General features: G+C 62.6%; 19 protein-coding genes. 13 read left to right on the forward strand and 6 right to left on the reverse strand.

From position 1 onward, the window contains the following. Nucleotides 1-85: 85 nt before the first annotated feature. Nucleotides 86-634 (forward strand): RNA polymerase factor sigma-70, encoded by a 549-nt coding sequence (locus DK261_RS10275; protein WP_009050074.1) that lies wholly within the window; start codon nt 86-88, stop codon nt 632-634. 56 nt (nt 635-690) lie between these two features. On the opposite strand, the gene DK261_RS10280 is transcribed toward DK261_RS10275, so the two are convergent. The 3 genes from DK261_RS10280 to DK261_RS10290 all read right to left on the reverse strand — a co-directional run bounded on the left by DK261_RS10280 (nt 691) and on the right by DK261_RS10290 (nt 2,716). Next, nucleotides 691-1,128: a hypothetical protein gene (locus DK261_RS10280; RefSeq protein WP_028683040.1), complete on the reverse strand. Its 438-nt coding sequence runs from the start codon at nt 1,126-1,128 to the stop codon at nt 691-693. 72 nt (nt 1,129-1,200) lie between these two features. Next, nucleotides 1,201-1,992: an ABC transporter substrate-binding protein gene (locus DK261_RS10285; RefSeq protein ID WP_110175678.1), complete on the reverse strand. Its 792-nt coding sequence runs from the start codon at nt 1,990-1,992 to the stop codon at nt 1,201-1,203. Nucleotides 1,993-2,092: 100 nt separating this feature from the next. Continuing rightward, nucleotides 2,093-2,716 carry a TetR/AcrR family transcriptional regulator gene (locus DK261_RS10290; protein WP_009050077.1) on the reverse strand — a complete coding sequence of 208 codons (624 nt, stop codon included), beginning with the start codon at nt 2,714-2,716 and terminating at the stop codon, nt 2,093-2,095. A 210-nt stretch (nt 2,717-2,926) separates the two neighbouring features. Here DK261_RS10290 and DK261_RS10295 point away from each other — a divergent pair, with 210 nt between their 5' ends. The 8 genes from DK261_RS10295 to DK261_RS10330 all read left to right on the forward strand — a co-directional run bounded on the left by DK261_RS10295 (nt 2,927) and on the right by DK261_RS10330 (nt 12,434). Then, complete coding sequence (locus tag DK261_RS10295; RefSeq protein WP_009050078.1) at nt 2,927-4,717, forward strand: acyclic terpene utilization AtuA family protein; 1,791 nt, start codon at nt 2,927-2,929, stop codon at nt 4,715-4,717. Between the two features lie 12 nt (nt 4,718-4,729). Continuing rightward, nucleotides 4,730-5,599, forward strand: a complete 870-nt coding sequence (locus DK261_RS10300) for an SDR family oxidoreductase (RefSeq protein WP_110175679.1) — start codon at nt 4,730-4,732, stop codon at nt 5,597-5,599. Between the two features lie 3 nt (nt 5,600-5,602). Beyond that, nucleotides 5,603-7,219, forward strand: coding sequence for a geranyl-CoA carboxylase subunit beta (gene atuC, locus DK261_RS10305; protein WP_041987721.1), 1,617 nt, complete (start codon nt 5,603-5,605; stop codon nt 7,217-7,219). Between the two features lie 208 nt (nt 7,220-7,427). Continuing rightward, on the forward strand, nt 7,428-8,585 hold the full coding sequence (gene atuD, locus DK261_RS10310; protein WP_081360222.1) for a citronellyl-CoA dehydrogenase: 1,158 nt from the start codon (nt 7,428-7,430) through the stop codon (nt 8,583-8,585). Beyond that, complete coding sequence (locus DK261_RS10315; protein WP_028683045.1) at nt 8,582-9,379, forward strand: enoyl-CoA hydratase/isomerase family protein; 798 nt, start codon at nt 8,582-8,584, stop codon at nt 9,377-9,379. Before atuD ends, DK261_RS10315 begins: the two co-directional genes overlap by 4 nt. A 114-nt stretch (nt 9,380-9,493) precedes the next feature. Continuing rightward, a complete protein-coding gene (locus DK261_RS10320; RefSeq protein WP_110175680.1) occupies nt 9,494-11,455 on the forward strand; it encodes an acetyl/propionyl/methylcrotonyl-CoA carboxylase subunit alpha in 1,962 nt (653 codons plus the stop codon). Nucleotides 11,456-11,524: 69 nt separating this feature from the next. After that, nucleotides 11,525-12,067: an exonuclease domain-containing protein gene (locus DK261_RS10325; protein ID WP_009050084.1), complete on the forward strand. Its 543-nt coding sequence runs from the start codon at nt 11,525-11,527 to the stop codon at nt 12,065-12,067. A gap of 82 nt (nt 12,068-12,149) precedes the next feature. Next, a complete protein-coding gene (locus tag DK261_RS10330; protein WP_007930001.1) occupies nt 12,150-12,434 on the forward strand; it encodes a pyrimidine/purine nucleoside phosphorylase in 285 nt (94 codons plus the stop codon). An 82-nt stretch (nt 12,435-12,516) separates the two neighbouring features. Here DK261_RS10330 and DK261_RS10335 read toward each other — a convergent pair whose 3' ends face one another. Together DK261_RS10335 and DK261_RS10340 are read right to left on the reverse strand one after the other, a co-directional pair. After that, nucleotides 12,517-13,320, reverse strand: coding sequence for an MOSC domain-containing protein (locus DK261_RS10335; protein WP_110175681.1), 804 nt, complete (start codon nt 13,318-13,320; stop codon nt 12,517-12,519). A gap of 99 nt (nt 13,321-13,419) precedes the next feature. Next, nucleotides 13,420-14,355: a chemotaxis protein CheV gene (locus DK261_RS10340; RefSeq protein WP_009050086.1), complete on the reverse strand. Its 936-nt coding sequence runs from the start codon at nt 14,353-14,355 to the stop codon at nt 13,420-13,422. A gap of 540 nt (nt 14,356-14,895) precedes the next feature. Here DK261_RS10340 and DK261_RS10345 point away from each other — a divergent pair. The 3 genes from DK261_RS10345 (at nt 14,896) to DK261_RS10355 (ending at nt 17,416) form a co-directional block, all read left to right on the forward strand. Further along, entirely contained in the window at nt 14,896-15,363 is a 468-nt protein-coding gene (locus tag DK261_RS10345; protein WP_009050087.1) for a hypothetical protein, read from the forward strand. Nucleotides 15,364-15,866: 503 nt separating this feature from the next. Continuing rightward, the gene (locus DK261_RS10350; protein WP_009050088.1) at nt 15,867-16,760 is read left to right on the forward strand and encodes a sensor histidine kinase; all 894 of its coding nucleotides are present in this window, start codon (nt 15,867-15,869) and stop codon (nt 16,758-16,760) included. Then, nucleotides 16,757-17,416, forward strand: a complete 660-nt coding sequence (locus tag DK261_RS10355) for a response regulator transcription factor (RefSeq protein WP_009050089.1) — start codon at nt 16,757-16,759, stop codon at nt 17,414-17,416. The genes DK261_RS10350 and DK261_RS10355 overlap by 4 nt, the downstream gene beginning before the upstream one ends. Here DK261_RS10355 and yegS read toward each other — a convergent pair. After that, nucleotides 17,413-18,315 carry a lipid kinase YegS gene (gene yegS, locus DK261_RS10360; RefSeq protein ID WP_028683048.1) on the reverse strand — a complete coding sequence of 301 codons (903 nt, stop codon included), beginning with the start codon at nt 18,313-18,315 and terminating at the stop codon, nt 17,413-17,415. The two genes, DK261_RS10355 and yegS, sit on opposite strands and share 4 nt — an antisense overlap. A gap of 224 nt (nt 18,316-18,539) precedes the next feature. Here yegS and DK261_RS10365 point away from each other — a divergent pair, with 224 nt between their 5' ends. Then, nucleotides 18,540-18,803, forward strand: coding sequence for a hypothetical protein (locus tag DK261_RS10365; RefSeq protein ID WP_009050091.1), 264 nt, complete (start codon nt 18,540-18,542; stop codon nt 18,801-18,803). Nucleotides 18,804-18,824: the final 21 nt, after the last annotated feature.

Below are 18,824 nucleotides of genomic sequence, written 5' to 3' on the forward strand. Positions count from 1 at the left end.
ATTCAACATAATTTGTCGCTCGATGTGTAAGACGAATCTGAAATTTCTGTCGTCCTACTAACCCTTTTGCAGCAAGGTGATTTCCATGACGGAACAAGTATCCACAAGCAGGTGCGATTCACCGCTACTCCAGGCCTTTGTCGACAACCGCCTGATCCTGGTCAAAATCGCGGCGCGCATTACCGGCTGCCGCTCCCGCGCCGAAGACGTGGTGCAGGACGCTTTCTTCCGGCTGCAATCGGCGCCGCAGATCACCTCGTCGTTCAAGGCGCAGTTGAGCTACCTGTTCCAGATCGTGCGCAACCTGGCGATCGACCACTATCGCAAGCAGGCGCTGGAGCAGAAGTATTCGGGCACTGAAGAAGAGGGCTTGAATGTGGTCGTGCAGGGAGCGTCGCCGGAAACCTCACACATCAATTTCTCGACCCTGGAACACATTGCCGATGCGCTGACGGAACTGCCGAGCCGCACCCGCTATGCGTTCGAGATGTATCGCCTGCATGGCGTGCCGCAAAAGGACATCGCCAAGGAGCTCGGGGTCTCGCCGACCCTGGTGAATTTCATGATTCGCGATGCACTGGTGCACTGCCGCAAAGTCTCGGGTAGCCGCGCCGACACCTACGCCCGCCACTGATCCGCGCTGCCCGCTACTCCCGCACCTGATCGCGATAGCCACCGTCCGCCACGGCGCTACCGCGAACAGGAACGCTCCCGCCCGATCTTCTCGACCCCCTGATGCCGTTCGACACCACGCCCCTGCGCCAGAATCAGCAGGGCGGCGCGCTTGTGCGAAAAATCGAAGGCCCTTCCACAATGCAGGCAACGCTCCTGCTGCTCGAGCCTGTGGCCAGCGTCCTCGACCAGCCGCTCGCTCGGCCCGTGGTCGAGGCATAACGAATGCACCAGGGTCGACAACCAGCCGGCCATCCACTCCTCACGCCATCCGTCTTGCCCACGCAAGGCTTGCAGCACCTCGCTGCCCGCCGGTGGCAGCGGCGCGTCAGGCCCGCGGCTGGCACCGCTGGTTTCAATGCCGGCGAGCCGCAGCGGTTGCAGGCCAGCGGCATCGGCGACGCAACGGCAGGTATCGGCAACGGCCACAGCGGACAGCGTATCGAGAGAGGACATGGCACGGACTCAGCGTCATCGGTGTTCAACCAAGTGACGTGAGCCGCAGAGAGAAATTTAGGCAGGCCGGCTTCACTTGGCCGGGGGCATGACCACGATGCGGTAGGGATCGAAGATCTTCAGCATTTCACCGCTGTCGCGCAGGCGCCCCAGCAACTTGGCGAAGTCTTCGCCCGTGATCGGCGCCATGGGGCGAATCAGGGCGTAGTGGTGGTAGACCTGATCGATCCGCTCGGACGCGAACAACTGCTGCGCCGTGTCGGCATTGTGCGAGAGGAAATCACTGAGGTAGGAACGGGTCACCAGCGCAATGTCGGCACGACCGCGCAGCACCATCAACAGGTTGCTGTCGTGGGAGTAGGTCAGGGTCGCGTTGTAGGTGTCGGCCAGGTACTTGGGGTCGGCATTGAAGTTGGCAAATGCATAGTGGTAACCGCTGAACAGGGCCAGGCGCTTGCCCTTGAGGTCGGCGAAATATTCCTGGCCGCGGCCGGGCTCGCGCTGGGCGGTGAAGATCTCGGCATCTTCCAGGCCCATGTCGACGCTGGTGTGGGGAATGTCCTGCCAGCCCCAGGCCGGGTTCTCGAAAATCGCCATGTCGACGCGGCCTTGCTCGAAATCGCGAAAACGCCGGGGAATCGAGGTCGGCACCAGTACGAATTGATAATCACTTTGCAGTACGTTCAAGGCCTCCACCAGTTGCGGCAGCAAACCGGTGTCGGCGCCCTGCTCGGGCCGCACGGTATAAGGAGGAAAGTGCGCCGCCCCCACCCGTACCAACTGTGCAGCACAGACCGGGAAAACCGTCAGGGTGGCCAGGCCCCACACAAGCATTCGCAAAGCCGTCCGCATTGGCGAAGACATCAGGTAACGTACCTCAAGAAAAGAAACAGGGCAGTGCCATTAAAGCTAGGCGGTTTCCCTCGCTTCGACAACTTTCCACTGAGTAATTAATTACTTGCGCTTAGGGCTCGTTGAGCACCAGGGTCAGCGCTTCCTCGGCCAGTTGTTCGAGGGTCAGGCTGCCCTCGGCGCGAAACCAGGTGGTGGTCCAGGACAGCGCCCCGGTGAGAAAACGCCGGGTAATGAACACATCGCCCTTGATAAAGCCGGCCTCCTTGGCCTCGCCCAGCACCTGCAGCCAGATCTGCTCATAAATGTCGCGCAGGGCCAGGACGTCGGCCTGGCCTTGCGCCGACAACGAGCGCCATTCGTAGACCAGCACCGCCATGGCCTCGCCGCTGCCGCCCATGATCGATTGCAGCTCGCAGCGGATCAGCGCCAGCACCCGCTCGCGCACGCTGCCGGCTTCGGCCAGTTCGGCGCGCATCAGGGCGGTGTTGTAGTGGATGGTTTCCTCCATCACCGCGCGCAGGATGTCGTCCTTGCTCTTGAAGTGATGAAAGATGCTGCCGGACTGGATGCCCACCGCGCTGGCCAGGTCGCGCACCGTGGTGCGTTCGTAGCCTTTGTTGCGAAACAGGTGAGCCGCGGTTTGCAGCAGCTTGCCGCGGGCGCTGTCCGGATCGGTCAGTTGCCCGTTGGCGACCAGCTGGCGCATCACCAGCAAGGCTTTTTGCTCGTCCACGGCCTCTCTCCTACATTCGCTCGATCGTTATGCGGCGCAGCCCGCTGAAACAGGGAGCTTGCGCGCGCAATTTAAGCCCGTGGGGACGACCAAGCAAGCGCTTGGGAAGAAGATATTTCCGACGTTTACAAACCAAGCGCTTGCTTGGTAGTCTCGATGCAGTTCTGTCATCGCGTCTTTTATCGAGTCTTTTATCGAGAGCCCCCTGCCATGACCAAGACCCTCCGCATCGGCTGCGCCAGTGCCTTCTGGGGCGACACCTCGAGCGCCGCCGCGCAACTGGTGCAGGGCGGCCGCCTGGATTACCTGGTGTTCGACTACCTGGCCGAGATCACTATGTCGATCATGGCCGGCGCCCGGATGAAGGATCCCACTGCCGGCTACGCCACGGACTTTGTCGAGGTCTTGAGCCCGCTGCTGGGCGAGATCGCCCGGCAAAACATCCGGGTCATCAGCAATGCCGGCGGGGTCAACCCACAGGCCTGCGCCGCGGCCCTGCAAGCGGCCTGCGACCAGGCCGGCGTGGCCCTGAAGATCGCCGTGCTGCTGGGCGACGACCTGCAACCCCGCTTCAAGCAACTGAGCGGCAGCGGCATTCATGAAATGTTCAGCGGCGCGCCGCTGCCACCCATGTGCGTGTCCACCAACGCCTACCTCGGCGCCCCGGGAATAGTCGAAGCCCTGAAGCTCGGCGCCGACATTGTCATCACCGGCCGCGGGGTTGACAGCGCGGTGGTCAGCGCCGCGCTGGTGCATGAGTTCGGCTGGTCCTGGCACGACTACGACAAGCTGGCCCAGGCCGCCCTCGCCGGGCACATCATCGAATGCGGCGCACAGTGCACCGGCGGCAACTTCACCGACTGGCGCGACGTACCGGACTACGAACACATCGGTTTTCCCATAGTCGAGGTCGGCGCCGACGGCCAGTTCGTGGTCAGCAAGCCCGAAGGTTCGGGCGGCCTGGTCACGCCGCTGACCGTCGGCGAACAACTGCTATATGAGATCGGCGACCCTCGGGCCTATCTGCTGCCCGACGTGGTCTGCGACTTCACCCAGGTCAAGCTGCGCCAACAGGGCAAGAATGCGGTCAGCGTGCACGGCGCCAAGGGCCTGCCGCCGACCGGCCAGTACAAGGTCAGCGCCACCTACCCGGACGGTTTCCGTTGCACCGCCAGTTGCCTGATCGCCGGTATCGACGCAGTGGCCAAGGCGCGCCGGGTCAGCCAGGCGATCATCGACAAGACCGCGGAAATGTTCGCCCAGCGCGGCTGGGCGCCCTACAGCGAAGTCAATATCGAACTGCTCGGCAGCGAAGCCACCTACGGCCCTCACGGCCAGCGCCAGGACAGCCGCGAAGTGGTGATCAAGCTCGCCGTGCGCCACCCGGACAAGCGCGCGCTGGTGCTGTTTTCCCGGGAGATCGCCCAGGCCGCCACGGGCATGGCTCCGGGCCTGACCGGCATCGTCGGCGGCCGGCCCACGGTCTATCCGCTGATCCGTCTGTTCTCGTTCCTGATCGACAAAAGCGCCTGCACCCTGGAAGTCGAGATGGCCGGCCAGCGCCACCGGGTCGAGTTGCCCGAGCTCGACAGCCTCGACTCCAGCGCCCTGCCCGCGCCCCATGCCGTGGCCAGCCCCGTGGGCCGCGCCGATGCCAGCGTGGCGCTGGTCAAGCTGGCGGTGGCGCGCTCCGGAGACAAGGGTAACCACAGCAATATCGGAGTCATGGCCCGCGCGCCCGAATACCTGCCGTGGATCGCCGAAGCCTTGACCCCCGCAGTCGTGGTGGACTGGATGAGCCATGTGCTGGACCCGATCCATGGCCGGGTCCAGCGCTGGTACCTGCCGGGCAGCCATAGCCTGAATTTCCTGCTGGAAAACGCCCTCGGTGGCGGCGGTGTCGCCAGCCTGCGCATCGACCCGCAAGGCAAGGCCTTCGCCCAGCAGTTGCTGGAAATCCAGATCCCGGTGCCGCAGAGCATCGCTGACGCCGTTAATTAGAGGACACCTATCGTGGGTTATGACTCGATTTTCAAACCCGACCTGTTCGCCGGCCAGACCATCATCGTCACCGGCGGCGGCAGCGGCATCGGGCGCTGCACCGCCCACGAACTGGCGGCCCTTGGCGCCCGTGTACTGCTGGTGGGGCGCAAGGCGGACAAGCTGCACAAGGTGGCCGCGGAGATTGCCGAAGACGGTGGCCAGGCCAGCGGGCATGCCTGCGACATTCGCGACGAGGAAGCGGTCAAGACCCTGGTCAGTGAACTGATCCGTGAGCACGGGCCGCTGCATGGCCTGGTCAACAACGCCGGCGGGCAATACCCCTCGCCCCTGGCCTCGATCAATCAGAAAGGTTTTGAAACCGTGCTGCGCACCAACCTGGTGGGCGGTTTTCTCATGGCCCGGGAAGTCTTCAACCAGTCCATGAGCAAGCACGGCGGCAGCATCGTCAACATGCTCGCCGACATGTGGGGCGGCATGCCCGGCATGGGCCATTCCGGCGCCGCCCGTTCGGGGATGGACAACTTCACCAAGACCGCCGCGTTCGAATGGGGCCATGCCGGGGTGCGGGTCAATGCCGTGGCGCCGGGCTGGATCGCCTCCAGCGGCATGGACACCTACGAAGGCGCGTTCAAGGCGCTGATCCCGACCCTGCGCGAACACGTGCCGCTCAAGCGCATCGGCACCGAGTCGGAAGTCAGCGCCGCCATCGTCTTCCTGCTCAGCCCGGCGGCGGCCTTCATCAGCGGCAGCACCTTGCGCATCGACGGCGCCGCCAGCCTCGGCAGCCGCGCCTGGCCGTTGCACAAGGCCTCCCATAGCCAGTCCTACAACGGCTTCCACCGCGCTTATCTGCCCGACGTGCTCAAGGATCAGGAGTAAGCCATGCCGGTCATCCAGTCCCAACTCGACCCTCACAGCCCGCAGTTCCTGCAGAACCGCGAAGCGATGCTGGCCGGCCTGGCGCAGATCCGCCAACTGGAACAGAACCTGCTGATCAAGGCTGCCGAGGCCAAGGCGAAATTCGAAAAGCGCGGGCAACTGCTGCCCCGCGAACGCCTCAACCTGCTGCTGGACCCCGGCGCGCCCTTTCTCGAACTGGCGAGCCTGGCCGGCTACAAGCTGCACGACGACAAGGACGGCAGCCAGGCCGGTGGCGGGCTGATCGCCGGCATCGGTTATGTCAGCGGCGTGCGAGTGCTGGTAGTAGCCAATAACAGCGCGATCAAGGGCGGCACCATCTCCCCCAGCGGCCTGAAAAAATCCCTGCGCCTGCAACAGATCGCCATGGAAAACAAACTGCCGGTGGTGACCCTGGCCGAGAGCGGCGGCGCCAACCTCAATTACGCGGCGGAGATCTTCGTCGAAGGCGCGCGCAGCTTCGCCAACCAGGCGCGCATGTCGGCCATGGGCTTGCCACAGATCACTGTGGTGCACGGCTCGGCCACCGCCGGCGGCGCCTACCAGCCGGGGCTGTCGGATTACGTGGTGGTGGTGCGCGGCAAGGCCAAGCTGTTTCTTGCCGGGCCGCCCCTGCTCAAGGCCGCCACTGGCGAGGTGGCCACCGACGAAGAACTGGGCGGCGCCGAGATGCATGCGCAGGTGGCCGGCACCGCCGAATACCTGGCGGAAAACGACGGCGATGGCGTGCGCATCGTGCGGGAGATTCTCGACGCCCTGCCGTGGAATGCCCGGCTGCCGCTGCAGCCGACCCGCGCCTACGCGGAACCGCTGTACCCGATCGACGAGCTGCTGGGGCTGATTCCCGACGACCCGAAAAAGCCTTATGACGCCCGGGAAATCGTCGCGCGCATCGCCGACGGTTCGAACTTCCTCGAATTCAAGGGCGAGTTCGACCAGCAGACCCTCTGCGGTCATTTGCAGATCCAGGGGCGCCCTTGCGGTTTTATCGGCAATAACGGGCCGATCACCCCGAAAGGTGCAAGCAAGGCCGCGCAGTTCATTCAATTGTGCGACCAGAGCGGCACCCCGCTGCTGTTTTTCCACAACACCACCGGTTTCATGGTCGGCACCGAGTCGGAGCAGCAAGGCGTGATCAAGCACGGTTCCAAGCTGATCCAGGCGGTGGCCAATGCCCGGGTGCCGAAGCTGACGATCGTGGTCGGCGGCTCCTATGGCGCCGGCAACTACGCCATGTGCGGCCGTGGCCTGGACCCACGCTTCATCTTCGCCTGGCCCAACAGCCGCACCGCGGTGATGGGCGGCGCCCAGGCCGGCAAGGTGCTGCGCATCGTCACCGAGGCCAAGCACGCCAAGCAGGGCCAGGCGGCCGATCCGCAGATGCTGGATATGCTGGAACAGGTCACCGCGCAGAAGCTCGACAGCCAGTCCACCGCCTTGTATGGCAGCGCCAACCTGTGGGACGACGGGCTGATCGACCCACGGGATACCCGCACCCTGCTGGGTTATCTGCTGGATATCTGCCATGAGGCGCAGGTGCGTCAGCTACAACCCAATAGCTTCGGTGTCGCACGGTTCTGATGTAGCCGCTGCCGTAGGCTGCGATCGGCCCCGAAGAGGACGTGCTCTTGAAGCCCTCGAAGGCCCTTCGGGCCTTATCGCAGCCTTCGGCAGCGGCGACAGGGACAGCGAGCAGTTCCGCAACGGCGGTGTTTTCGGCCTGCGGCAGCGGCTACAGGAGTCACAAGGTTCAGGGATTGCGTCACTCAACTTGAGGAGAACAATAAAAATGATCTTCACCCAGGAACATGAAGAACTGCGGCGCACGGTGCACAACTTTGTCGAGCGCGAGATCAACCCGTACGTCGACGAATGGGAAAAGGCCGGGCGCTTTCCGATCCACGAGATGTTCCGCAAGGCCGGCGAGCTGGGCCTGCTGGGCATCTCCAAGCCGGAGAAGTTCGGCGGCATGGGCCTGGACTACAGCTATTCGATAGTCGCCGCCGAAGAGTTCGGCACCATTCATTGCGGCGGCATCCCGATGGCCATCGGCGTGCAGACCGACATGTGCACCCCGGCCCTGGCGCGCTTCGGCTCCGACGAGCTGCGCGAGGAATTCCTGCGCCCGGCCATCAGCGGGGAAATGGTCGGCTGCATCGGTGTCTCCGAAGTCGGCGCCGGCTCCGACGTGGCCGGGCTCAAGACCACGGCGCGCAAGGACGGCGACGACTATGTGATCAACGGCAGCAAGATGTGGATCACCAACTCCCCCAGCGCCGACTTCATCTGCCTGCTGGCCAACACCTCGGACGACAAGCCCCACGTCAACAAGTCGCTGATCATGGTGCCGATGAACAGCCCCGGCATCAGTCTCAGCCCGCACCTGGACAAGCTCGGCATGCGCAGCTCGGAAACCGCCCAGGTGTTTTTCGACAACGTGCGCGTGCCCCAGCGTTACCGCATCGGCCACGAAGGTGCCGGTTTCATGATGCAGATGCTGCAATTCCAGGAAGAGCGGCTGTTCGGCGCGGCCAACATGATCAAGGGCCTGGAGTACTGCGTCGACAGCACCATCGAGTACTGCAAGGAACGCCAGACCTTCGGCAGCGCGCTGATCGACAACCAGGTGATCCACTTCCGCCTGGCCGAGCTGTCCACCGAAATCGAATGCCTGCGGGCCCTGGTGTACCAGGCCACCGAGCAGTACGTACGGGGCCAGGACGTCACTCGCCTGGCGTCCATGGCCAAGCTCAAGGCCGGGCGCCTGGGCCGCGAAGTCAGCGACAGCTGCCTGCAATACTGGGGCGGCATGGGCTTCATGTGGGACAACCCGGTGGCCCGCGCCTACCGCGACGTGCGCCTGGTCTCGATCGGCGGCGGCGCCGACGAAATCATGCTGGGCATCATCTGCAAACTCATGGGCATCCTGCCGGGGAAAAGAAAATGAGCCGCCTGCCCGCCTGCGAAACCCTGCTGCTGGCGCCCCGCGGCGGCGTCTTGCACATCACCCTCGATCGCCCGGACAGCCGCAACGCCATGAGCCTGCAAATGGTCGCCGAACTGCGCGCGGTGCTGGCGGCGGTACGCGATGACCGCGACATTCGCGCCCTGGTGCTGAGAGGCGCCGGCGGGCACTTCTGCGCCGGCGGCGACCTGAAAGACATGGCCAGTGCCCGCGCCCAGGGCGCCAGCGCCTATCAGGAACTGAACCGGGCATTCGGCACGCTGCTCGAAGAAGCCCAGCACAGCCCGCAGGTGCTGATCGTGCTGCTGCAAGGCGCGGTGCTGGGCGGCGGCTTCGGCCTGGCCTGTGTCAGCGATATCGCCATCGCCGATCATCAGGCGCAGTTCGGTATGCCGGAAACCAGCCTCGGCCTGCTGCCGGCGCAAATCGCCCCGTTCGTGGTCAAGCGCATCGGCCTGACCCAGGCCCGCCGGCTGGCGCTGACCGCCGCGCGCTTTGATGGCCACGAAGCCAAGCGGCTGGGCCTGGTGCATTTTGTCGAAAACAGTCCACAGGCCCTGGCCGAACGCCTCGATGAGGTACTGGCCCATGTGTTGTGCTGCGCGCCCGAAGCCAATGCCGCGACCAAGGCCCTGTTGCTGGCCAGCGCTGAAGAACCGCTGGCGCCCCTGCTCGATCGCGCGGCGGAGCAGTTCGCCGCCGCCGTCACTGGTGCCGAAGGCATCGAGGGGACCATGGCCTTCGTGCAGAAACGCAAACCGGCGTGGGCGTCATGAGCCCCATCGCGAGCAAGCTCGCTCCTACAGGTCCGTGACCTGCCTACTCCTTGTAGGAGCGAGCTTGCTCGCGAAATGCCCGACCAAACACCACCGATCTCAGGAAACCACTCCATGCCCGCCTTCAGCAAAATCCTGATCGCCAACCGTGGCGAAATCGCCTGCCGCATCCAGCGCACCGCGCAAGCCCTGGGTTATCGCACCGTGGCGGTGTTCAGCGACGCCGACGCCGATGCGTTGCATGTGCGGATGGCCGACGAGGCGGTGCGCATCGGCCCGGCGGCGGTGCAGCAGTCCTACCTGAACAGCCAGGCGATCCTCGACGCGGCCCGGCGCACGGGCGCCGATGCGCTGCATCCCGGCTACGGCTTTCTGTCGGAGAACGCCGAATTCGCCCGCGCCTGCGAGGCGGCCGGCATCACCTTTATCGGCCCCAGCGCCGAGGCCATCGAACTGATGGGCAGCAAGCGCCTGTCCAAGCTGGCGATGCTCGCGGCGGGCGTGCCCTGCATCGCCGGTTATCAGGGCGCGGAACAGGACGATACGACTCTGCAACAGGAAGCCGAACGCATCGGCTACCCGCTGATGATCAAGGCCAGCGCCGGTGGCGGCGGACGCGGCATGCGCTTCGTTCAGCACGCCGATGAACTGCTGGCACAGGTACGCACCGCACGTTCGGAGGCGCTGCACGCCTTTGGCAGCGACGAGTTGATTCTGGAACAGGCGCTGATCGAGCCGCGGCATGTGGAAATCCAGGTGTTCGGCGACTGCCACGGCCAGTTGATCTACCTCGGCGAGCGCGACTGCTCGATCCAGCGCCGCCATCAGAAAGTCGTCGAGGAAGCGCCCTGCCCGGTGATGACCGCCGAGCTGCGCCAGGCCATGGGCGAGGCAGCCCTCAAGGCGGGCCGGGCGGTGAACTATGTCGGCGCCGGCACCGTGGAGTTTCTCCTCGATGCGCGGGGGCAGTTCTATTTCCTGGAAATGAACCCCCGGCTGCAGGTCGAACACCCGGTCACCGAAATGATCACCGGCCTGGACCTGGTGGCCCTGCAACTGCAGGTGGCTGCCGGACAAGCGCTGCCGCTGCGCCAGGAGCAGGTCGAACTCAAGGGCCATGCCATCGAAGTGCGGCTGTATGCCGAAGACCCGGCGCAGGACTTCCTGCCGCAAACCGGGCAGGTACGGCGCTGGGAGCCGGCGCTGGGCACCGATGTGCGCATCGACCATGGCCTGCTGGAAGGCCAGAGCGTCAGCCCGTTCTATGACCCGATGCTGGGCAAGTTCATCGCCCACGGCGCCACCCGCGAAGAAGCGCGCCGCAAGCTGTTGCGCGCGGCCGAGGACACGGTGCTGACGGGTGTGGCGAACAACCAGAAACTGCTGGCGAACCTGCTGCGCCATCCCGGTTTTGTCAGCGGCCAATTCAGCACTGCCTTTATCGCCGAACATTTTGCCGACGACCCAAGTCTGCATCCCCAGCCGCCAAGCGGCGCCGAACTGGCCCTGGCCGCGGCGCTGCTGTATCAGCACGCGGCCCAACGCCACGGCGCGGCGCTGGCCGGCTGGCGCAACAACGCCAGTGTGCCGCTGCACTATCGCCTGGGCTCGGGTGAAGCCGTGTGGAACCTTGAACTGAATAACCAGCAAGCCGGGACGCTGCAGATTCAACACGCCGACGAAAGCTTCGAGGTACAGCTGCTGGAAGCGGATGGCCGCTGGGCCTGCGCGACCATCGACGGCATCCGCCGCCACTACGCCTACACCCTGGAAGCCGGGCAGCTCTGGCTGTTTACCCGTCCCGGCAGCCTGCACCTTCAAGACCTGAGCCACGCACCGGTCGCCAGCCAGGCCGGCGCCCACAGCGGCATGCTCAAGGCGCCCATGGACGGCGCCATCGTCGACGTACTGGTCAGCGAGGGCGCGACCGTCAGCAAGGGCCAACTGCTGCTGGTGCTGGAGGCCATGAAGATGGAGCATCCGCTGAAGGCCGGGATCGATGGCGTGATCAAGCGGCTGCAGGTCAACCTGGGCGATCAGGTGAAAAACCGCCAGGTTCTGCTGGAGGTGGAATAAGCCGCTAGGCGCAGGCGTCGGGTTTGGCTACGCTCAAGCCTCATCGGGATGTTGAAGCTGGAGCCTGTGATGCCCCACTGGTTGGTAATTGATCTGGAAGCCACCACGGACGAAGGAGGCTGGCCGGTGACCGATATGGAAATCATCGAGATCGGCGCCACCCTGGTGAACCGCGAAGGGCGTGAACTGGACCATTTCCAGCGCTTCGTGCGCCCGCTGCGGCGGCCGATGCTGACGCCGTTCTGCCGTGAACTGACCCGCATCAGCCAGGCCCAGATCGACGGCGCCCAACCGTTGAGCGAAGTCTGGCCTCTGTTCGAACGCTGGCTGGGCCAGCACCATGCGCGCCTGGAAGGCTGGGCCAGCTGGGGCGACTACGATCGCAAGCAGCTGCTGCAGGAGTGGCAACGCTCGCAACTGCACAGCGCCCTCGCCCAACTGCCGCACATGAACCTCAAGCAACGCTTCGCCAAGGCGCGTCGCCTCGAACGGCCGCTGGGCCTGAACGGCGCGCTGCAACTCGCCGGGCTGCAGTTCACCGGCCAGCAGCATCGCGCCCTGGAAGATGCCCGCAATACGGCGCGTTTATTGCCTCTGATTCTTCCCGGCTGATCCGTCTGCGCAACAGGTGACGCATCTGAAGGCCTTGTGCATACTGGCCGGCCTTTTTGACCCCTTTTTTGAGGAATCGCCCATGTTTAAAGTCAACGAGTACTTCGACGGCACCGTCAAGTCGATTGCCTTCGGCACGGCCGAAGGTCCAGCCACCATCGGCGTCATGGCTCCGGGCGAATACGAGTTCGGCACCGCCCAACGGGAAATCATGCACGTGGTTTCCGGTGCCCTGACCGTCAAGCTGCCTGACAGCAACGACTGGGAAACCTTCGCCGCCGGCAGCCAGTTCAACGTACCGGCCAACAGCAAGTTCCAGCTGAAGGTCGCCGTCGACACCGCCTACCTGTGCGAATACCGCGGCTGATCCCTTCTTCGGGGACTGATTGTCGGTCATAAAAAATGCCCGTATCTGACGATACGGGCATTTTTCGTTGCAGCGCCGCTGGCTATTCCAGCACAGTGACCGGCATGCCGACTTCCAGCCGGCCAATGCCATCGTTCACCAGGTTCTGCCCGAACATCGCCCCACCTTCTTGCGCCCGGTACTGCTGCAGCGTGGCCAGCGGTTCACGGTCGGCGCTGCGCTCGCCGGTCTGCGGATCGATGGTGGTGAGGATGCAACGCGCACAAGGCTTGACCACCCGAAACTCGATATCGCCGATGCGAATGCGCTTCCAGCCGTCTTCGGCGAATGCCGGGAAGCCTTCGATCACCAGGTTGGGACGAAAACGCAGCATCTCCAGGGGACGGCCGACGCGACTGGACAGGTCTTCCCGGGAAGACTCGCCAATCAGCAACAACGGAAAACCGTCGGCAAAGGCCACCTGATCGTCATCCTTGCCGTAACCGGCCTGAGTGGTGCGCGCGCGCTCCAGGGGCACCTGTACCAGGCGGGTCGGCTTGCCGATGAACTCGCTCAGCCAGGCATGGGCCGCCTCGCCGGCATCCGGCACGCGCAGGGTGTCGCGCCAGATGGTCACGCCACGTAACGGGGCATCCGCACCAGGCACTGGCACATCGAGGGCTGGATAGCCGGGAGCGCTGAGGGTCAGCCCACCGTCGGCGTTCCACAGCGCCGACAGCTGGCTCATGTGCGGGACCGCGCGCTGGGTCAGGAAGCGTCCGCTGGGTTCATCGACCAGCATCCAGCGTCGATCTCCCTCCAGCCCCAGCCTGTCCAGCGCGACCTGTTGCAGGGACTCGCCCCTGCCGGACTTCAAGGGGTATCGATAAAGCGCGCTGAGACGCATGGCCAGCTCCCGGGAGGCAAAAAAAGCAACCTTATACGAGCCGGCCCGCGAATCAAAGAAGCACCTGCGGCGCAGGCATCACTCCGGCCACTGCTCCCGTCAGGCGGGAACTTCGTCCAGCATCAGGCGCTGGCGCACCACGTCGACCAGTTTGTCCGGCTGGAACTTGGACAGGAAGTTGTCGCAACCGACCTTCTTCACCATCGACTCGTTGAAGCTGCCGGACAGCGAGGTGTGCAACACCACATAAAGACCGCGCAGACGCGGATCGTTGCGGATTTCGGTGGTCAGGCGATAGCCGTCCATTTCCGGCATTTCGGCGTCGGTGAACACCATCAGCAGCTTGTCGGTCATGTCGACCCCGGTATCGGCCCAGGCCTTGAGCATCTTCAGGGCTTTCAGGCCGTCGCTGGCAATGTGCATCTTCACCCCCAGCTGGCCCAGGGTGTCGCGCAATTGCGTCAGCGCCACGTTGGAGTCGTCCACCAGCAGCACTTCACGGCCGCGGGCACGTTCGAGTACCGGGTCGTCGAGCTTGTCGCGAGAGACCTTGGCGTTGTACGGGACGATTTCGGCCAGGACCTTTTCCACGTCGATGATCTCGACCAGTTGATCGTCGACCTTGCTGATCGCCGTCAGGTAATGCTGGCGCCCGGCACTGGTCGGCGGTGGCAGGATGGCTTCCCAGTTCATGTTGACGATGCGGTCGACGCCTCCCACCAGGAAGGCCTGCACCGAGCGGTTGTACTCGGTGACGATGATGGTGCTGTTGGGCCCCGGCACCAGCGGCCGCATGCCGATCGCCTGGGACAGGTCGATGACCGGCAGCGTCTGCCCCCGCAGGTTGACCACGCCACAGACGAACGGATGGCGCTGGGGCATCAGCGTCAGCTTCGGCAATTGCAGGACTTCCTGCACCTTGAACACGTTGATCGCGAACAACTGTCGCCCGGCCAGACGGAACATGAGGATTTCCAGGCGATTCTCACCCACCAGTTGCGTGCGTTGATCTACCGTGTCGAGAATGCCGGCCATGTAATGACTCCTGGGCTTGTTCTGATGAATTCACTAACGCGGGTTATCGGCGCAATTCGCCGAATCTTGACCCGCATACAAAATGCCATGCAAAGGCATTGATGTCACATTAACATCATGCTTTACTGGCTTCGCGATTTCATCCACGCAACTTCCCCGCCGCGACCTCTATTTCAGCGCTTGGTTCCCCTCTGTAAGGGAATCCCCTATCGGCAATCAGGACCAACCTGATATTCGCAATATCCAATAGCCATTAATGTGACGCCATTCTCATTGCATGAATGGAGTCAGGCTTTTGTTTGTGATCGCAGGAAGATGGGCTGGTGCCCTTTCGAGCCCCCCCACCTCCGCTGTCCAAGCGTGGTCGATAGACCGTGCCCGACGAGTTGCATCCTGCAGACTAAACACCAGCCCATCGTCTTCGTCCATTCAGAACCAATCAGATTCGTCCTATATCCCACGGCATAACCGGCGTAATACCTTACAGCCGCTCACAAAACGGACCATTCCATCATCTGACGTGGCGTCGTGGAGACAAGCATGCTGATCGACGATCAAACGTGGCACCAATCACCTGACTTTCTGCTTGAGGCAGAAGCACTATTGGCCAAGTCGGTTGAGTGCCTGAACCATCTCAATCTGATCAAGAACGATCAGGACGCCATCGATTGCATGTTGTCCACTCTGCTCAAGCTTGCCGAGAAAACCGACGCGCTGGCGCTGCGCAGCACCGCCGAATTCTCGCGCCAGGTTCATGCGTTGCTGGATCATTCCCATCCTCATCCGGACATGAACGAGCAGATTCTCGACACCCTCGGGGAGTGCTTCAGCCTGATGGCCTGGCAGCTTGAACTCGTCGATCCGGTGACCGGGCAACTGAACCTCGACGGCAACGAACAGGCCACCCTCATCGAAACCCTCGCCGTGCAAATGGATCCTCTGCCTGCGCCCCTGTCCTGCCAACACAACTCGTTTAAAGTTTTTTCGATCGCCAAGAGAAACGCATAAACCTGTCGTTAATCCCTAACTTCAGCCGTTAGATATGTTGTGACATTGATCAGCATCATGTCGTTATTCAATATTTCATGCCTGTTAACGACAGAACCAACTAGCGCAACTAAATAAAACCAATCCCGAGACTTCAAGTGTCCTGAATTTCGCCTGCCCGTTCGCTCAAGGCGAGATACAGTCACTGTTTCAGGGTGGCCAGTTGAAACAAGCAAATCGGCACATACGTCCCAAAAGGCGATATTCCTGACTTTCTGGACATATATAGAGGCGCGACCAACGGTAGCTAAGCTGGTACTATGCCAACCACTAACCGATGTACTTAATGGCACTGTGACTTCAGATTGATCTTGTTACACACCGGATCAGTGCAAGGCTTGCTCCCAACGAATAGACCGCGTTAATTGAAGCCGCATACTCAAACAATACCGTTTTCCAAACCGGGGCCCGTCAGCCGACTTGACCGGTCTCCCCGCAGCGAACATTCATTGGCTCCATCCGCTATGTACGCCAGCCTCAAGTCAACCGCCACCAGGCTTCTTTCTCGAATACACCTGCGCCGGCTCAACCTGTTGCTGTGCTCATGCTCGGCACTTGGAAGCCTGGCCGTCTATTGCCTGTCGACTACCTTTCCCCTCAGCCTGCTGATCCTGAATCTGGCGGCCCTGGCCAGTGTCTGGGCCTATTACGGCGATTCGCGCAAATCGATCAAGTTCCAGCCTCAGGAACTGGCGGACCGTTTGCTGGAAGTCCAGGAAAACGAGCGCCATCGCCTCAGTCGTGAATTGCATGATGATATTGGTCAGTTGTTGACCGCCGCCAAGTTGCAAAGCGAATGGCTCAAGCGCCGCCTGCCCGAAGAGCTGCAACAGCATTGCACGACGCTTCAAAGCACATTGGAAGAAACCCTGGCCAAGGTCCGCGATGTATCGGCCATTCTCAATCCCCGGCAATTGGCCAGCCTGGGCCTGGAAGCCAGCCTGCGGGCCCACTTGCTGAAGACCCTGGAAAACACCTCCGTGCACTGGAGCCTGGAATGCAAGCAACGCCTGGCTGGCATCCCCGAAGAGATGGCGGTGGCCGCCTTTCGCATCACCCAGGAAGCCGTCACCAACATGCTGCGTCACGCCCAGGCGGATAACCTGCTGGTACGCCTGCAACGCCTGCCCGAGGGGCTTTCGCTGTTTATCAGCGACGATGGCCGTGGTTTTTCCCCGGCGGCCAATCCTGGTGCACAAGGACAACGCGGCATGGCGGGCATGTCGGAAAGAATCGCGCAACTGGGTGGCACCCTGAAGGTTTCCAGCCAGCCCGACCAGGGCACACAAATCGAAGCACTCTTCCCCTGGGCGCCTCGCGCACTCGAACGGGCCAGTACGAATAAGGTTTTACATTGACCTGCAATTTACTTCTGGTGGATGACCACTCGCTCATCAGGGCTGGCGTGCGTGCCCTGGTCATGGACATTCCTGGCTATGCCGTGATCGGCGAAGCCAACGATGGCGCACAAGTACTGGAAATGGTCGAAAGGCTGTCGCCAGACATTATCCTGCTGGATATTTCCATGAAGGATGTCAGCGGCCTTGAAGCCCTGAAGAAACTCAAGGTGGTGCATCCGCAGAGCAAAGTCCTGATTCTCTCGATGCATACCGATCCGGCGCTGATCATGCAGACCCTGGAATCCGGTGCTCATGGCTACCTGCTCAAGGACACCACCGCCAACGAGCTCGAGCACGCGCTCGACGCCTTGCGCAACAACGAGCGTTACCTCAGCCCGGCCATTGCCCATACGGTGATCAATCAGGCGCTGATCCGCGTGCAGAAGCCCCATCCAGAACCCGTTGAAACCCATAACCTGACCGCCCGCCAGCTGGAGATCCTGCGCCTGATCGTTCGCGGCAAATCGACCCGGGAAATCGCTCACGGGCTGGGCCTGAGCATCAAGACTGTGGAAACCCACCGCTCGCAGATCATGAAACGCCTGCAGATCTACGACGTAGCCGGCCTGGTCCTGTTTGCCGTCCGCGAGCAGATCATCAGCCTCGACGATTAAGGCGCCAAAGCTCCCAACAGCGGGGAGTCTTCCGGTAAATGCACCCGCAATGCCCCTGGAAGCGCGCGAAAACGCAGGTTTTCGCCTTGCAGGGGCTCACCGTCGAGATTGATATCCAGCCCCTCGGACACCTTGATTTCCACCCAGGGCAGGCGTGTACGCACAAACAGATTGTCGATCCCCCAGCCGCCGGCCAGCAGATCCTTCAAGGTGCCCACCAGCTCCTGAGGGGCCGGCAGGATACTGACATCAAGCAACCCGTCATCGGCCATCGCCTCAGGGCACAGCAGATGACCGCCACCGGCCTGGCGCCCGTTGCCGATCCCCAGGGCCAGCAGCTCGCCGCGCCAATGGAAATCCGGCCCCTGCAGCTCGCCATAGGCCGCATGCAGCTCATTGAAGCGGGACAAACCAGTGAACAGATAGGCGGCGCCCCCCAGGATCTTTTTCAGGTCCTCGGAGGTATTGGCCGTCACCTGGCTGCCGAACCCACCCGTGGCCATGTTGAGGAATACCTGGCCACCGACCTCACCGAGGTCGATCGTCCGTGCCGGCACGTCGAGCAGGCTCAATGCCTCATGGGGCAGCAACGAAACGCCAGCCGCCCGCGCGAAATCATTGGCCGTCCCCAGTGGCAGCAACACCAGACTGGCATCGTTGGCCTGCGCCGCCATGGCCTCGGCGATATCACGCAAGGTGCCGTCACCGCCTCCTGCGATCAGGCGCGTATAACCGCCCGCGAGGGCTTCATCCACCAGACGCTGGGCATCGCCCGCCTCCCAGGTCAGGCGGACCGCCAGCTCCCAACCCTCTTCGCGCTTGCGCTCGACAGCGTCGCGGACCTCTTCGTTGAGGGCCTGCTTGCCGTGCAATATCAGCATCGCCTTGCGTTCGCTCATCGCTCATCACTCCTGTCATTCGAGGGCCATTGAAGGATGTTGACCCTCGCCCCATGAGAAAAAGTCCGACCGGAATGTAATGAATTTGTCCCCATCAGGCCGTCTGCTGGCTGACCGGTAACTTTTCTGACCGCAGATTGAGAATCACCTGAATTGACCCGAAACAGACAATCGGAGAATGTTCATGGCAGGCGAACGACGCCTCAAACAGGGAAGCGAAACACATGGATGACAAGAAATGCTTTGAACGCTCGAACTCCGCACTCAACCGGCTGGAAGGAAGCATCCTGCTCAGTACAGGCAAACACCCGGAACTGAGTGTCCATCAAGTACATGCCCATGACCGCGAGCATAAGCCCGACAGCAAGCTTCACGCCTTGCTCAAGAAACTCGCGTGGATATTGGCCTATGCCGGGTTTCTATCGGCACTGCTGTCCTGGGGCCTGAACAGCCGTTTTGGCTTGCTGATCCTTCTACTGCTGCGTTGATAGGTGGGGCTCTGGAGGATG

The organism is Pseudomonas sp. RW409, assembly GCF_003184125.1.
GTDB lineage: Bacteria > Pseudomonadota > Gammaproteobacteria > Pseudomonadales > Pseudomonadaceae > Aquipseudomonas > Aquipseudomonas chlororaphis_I.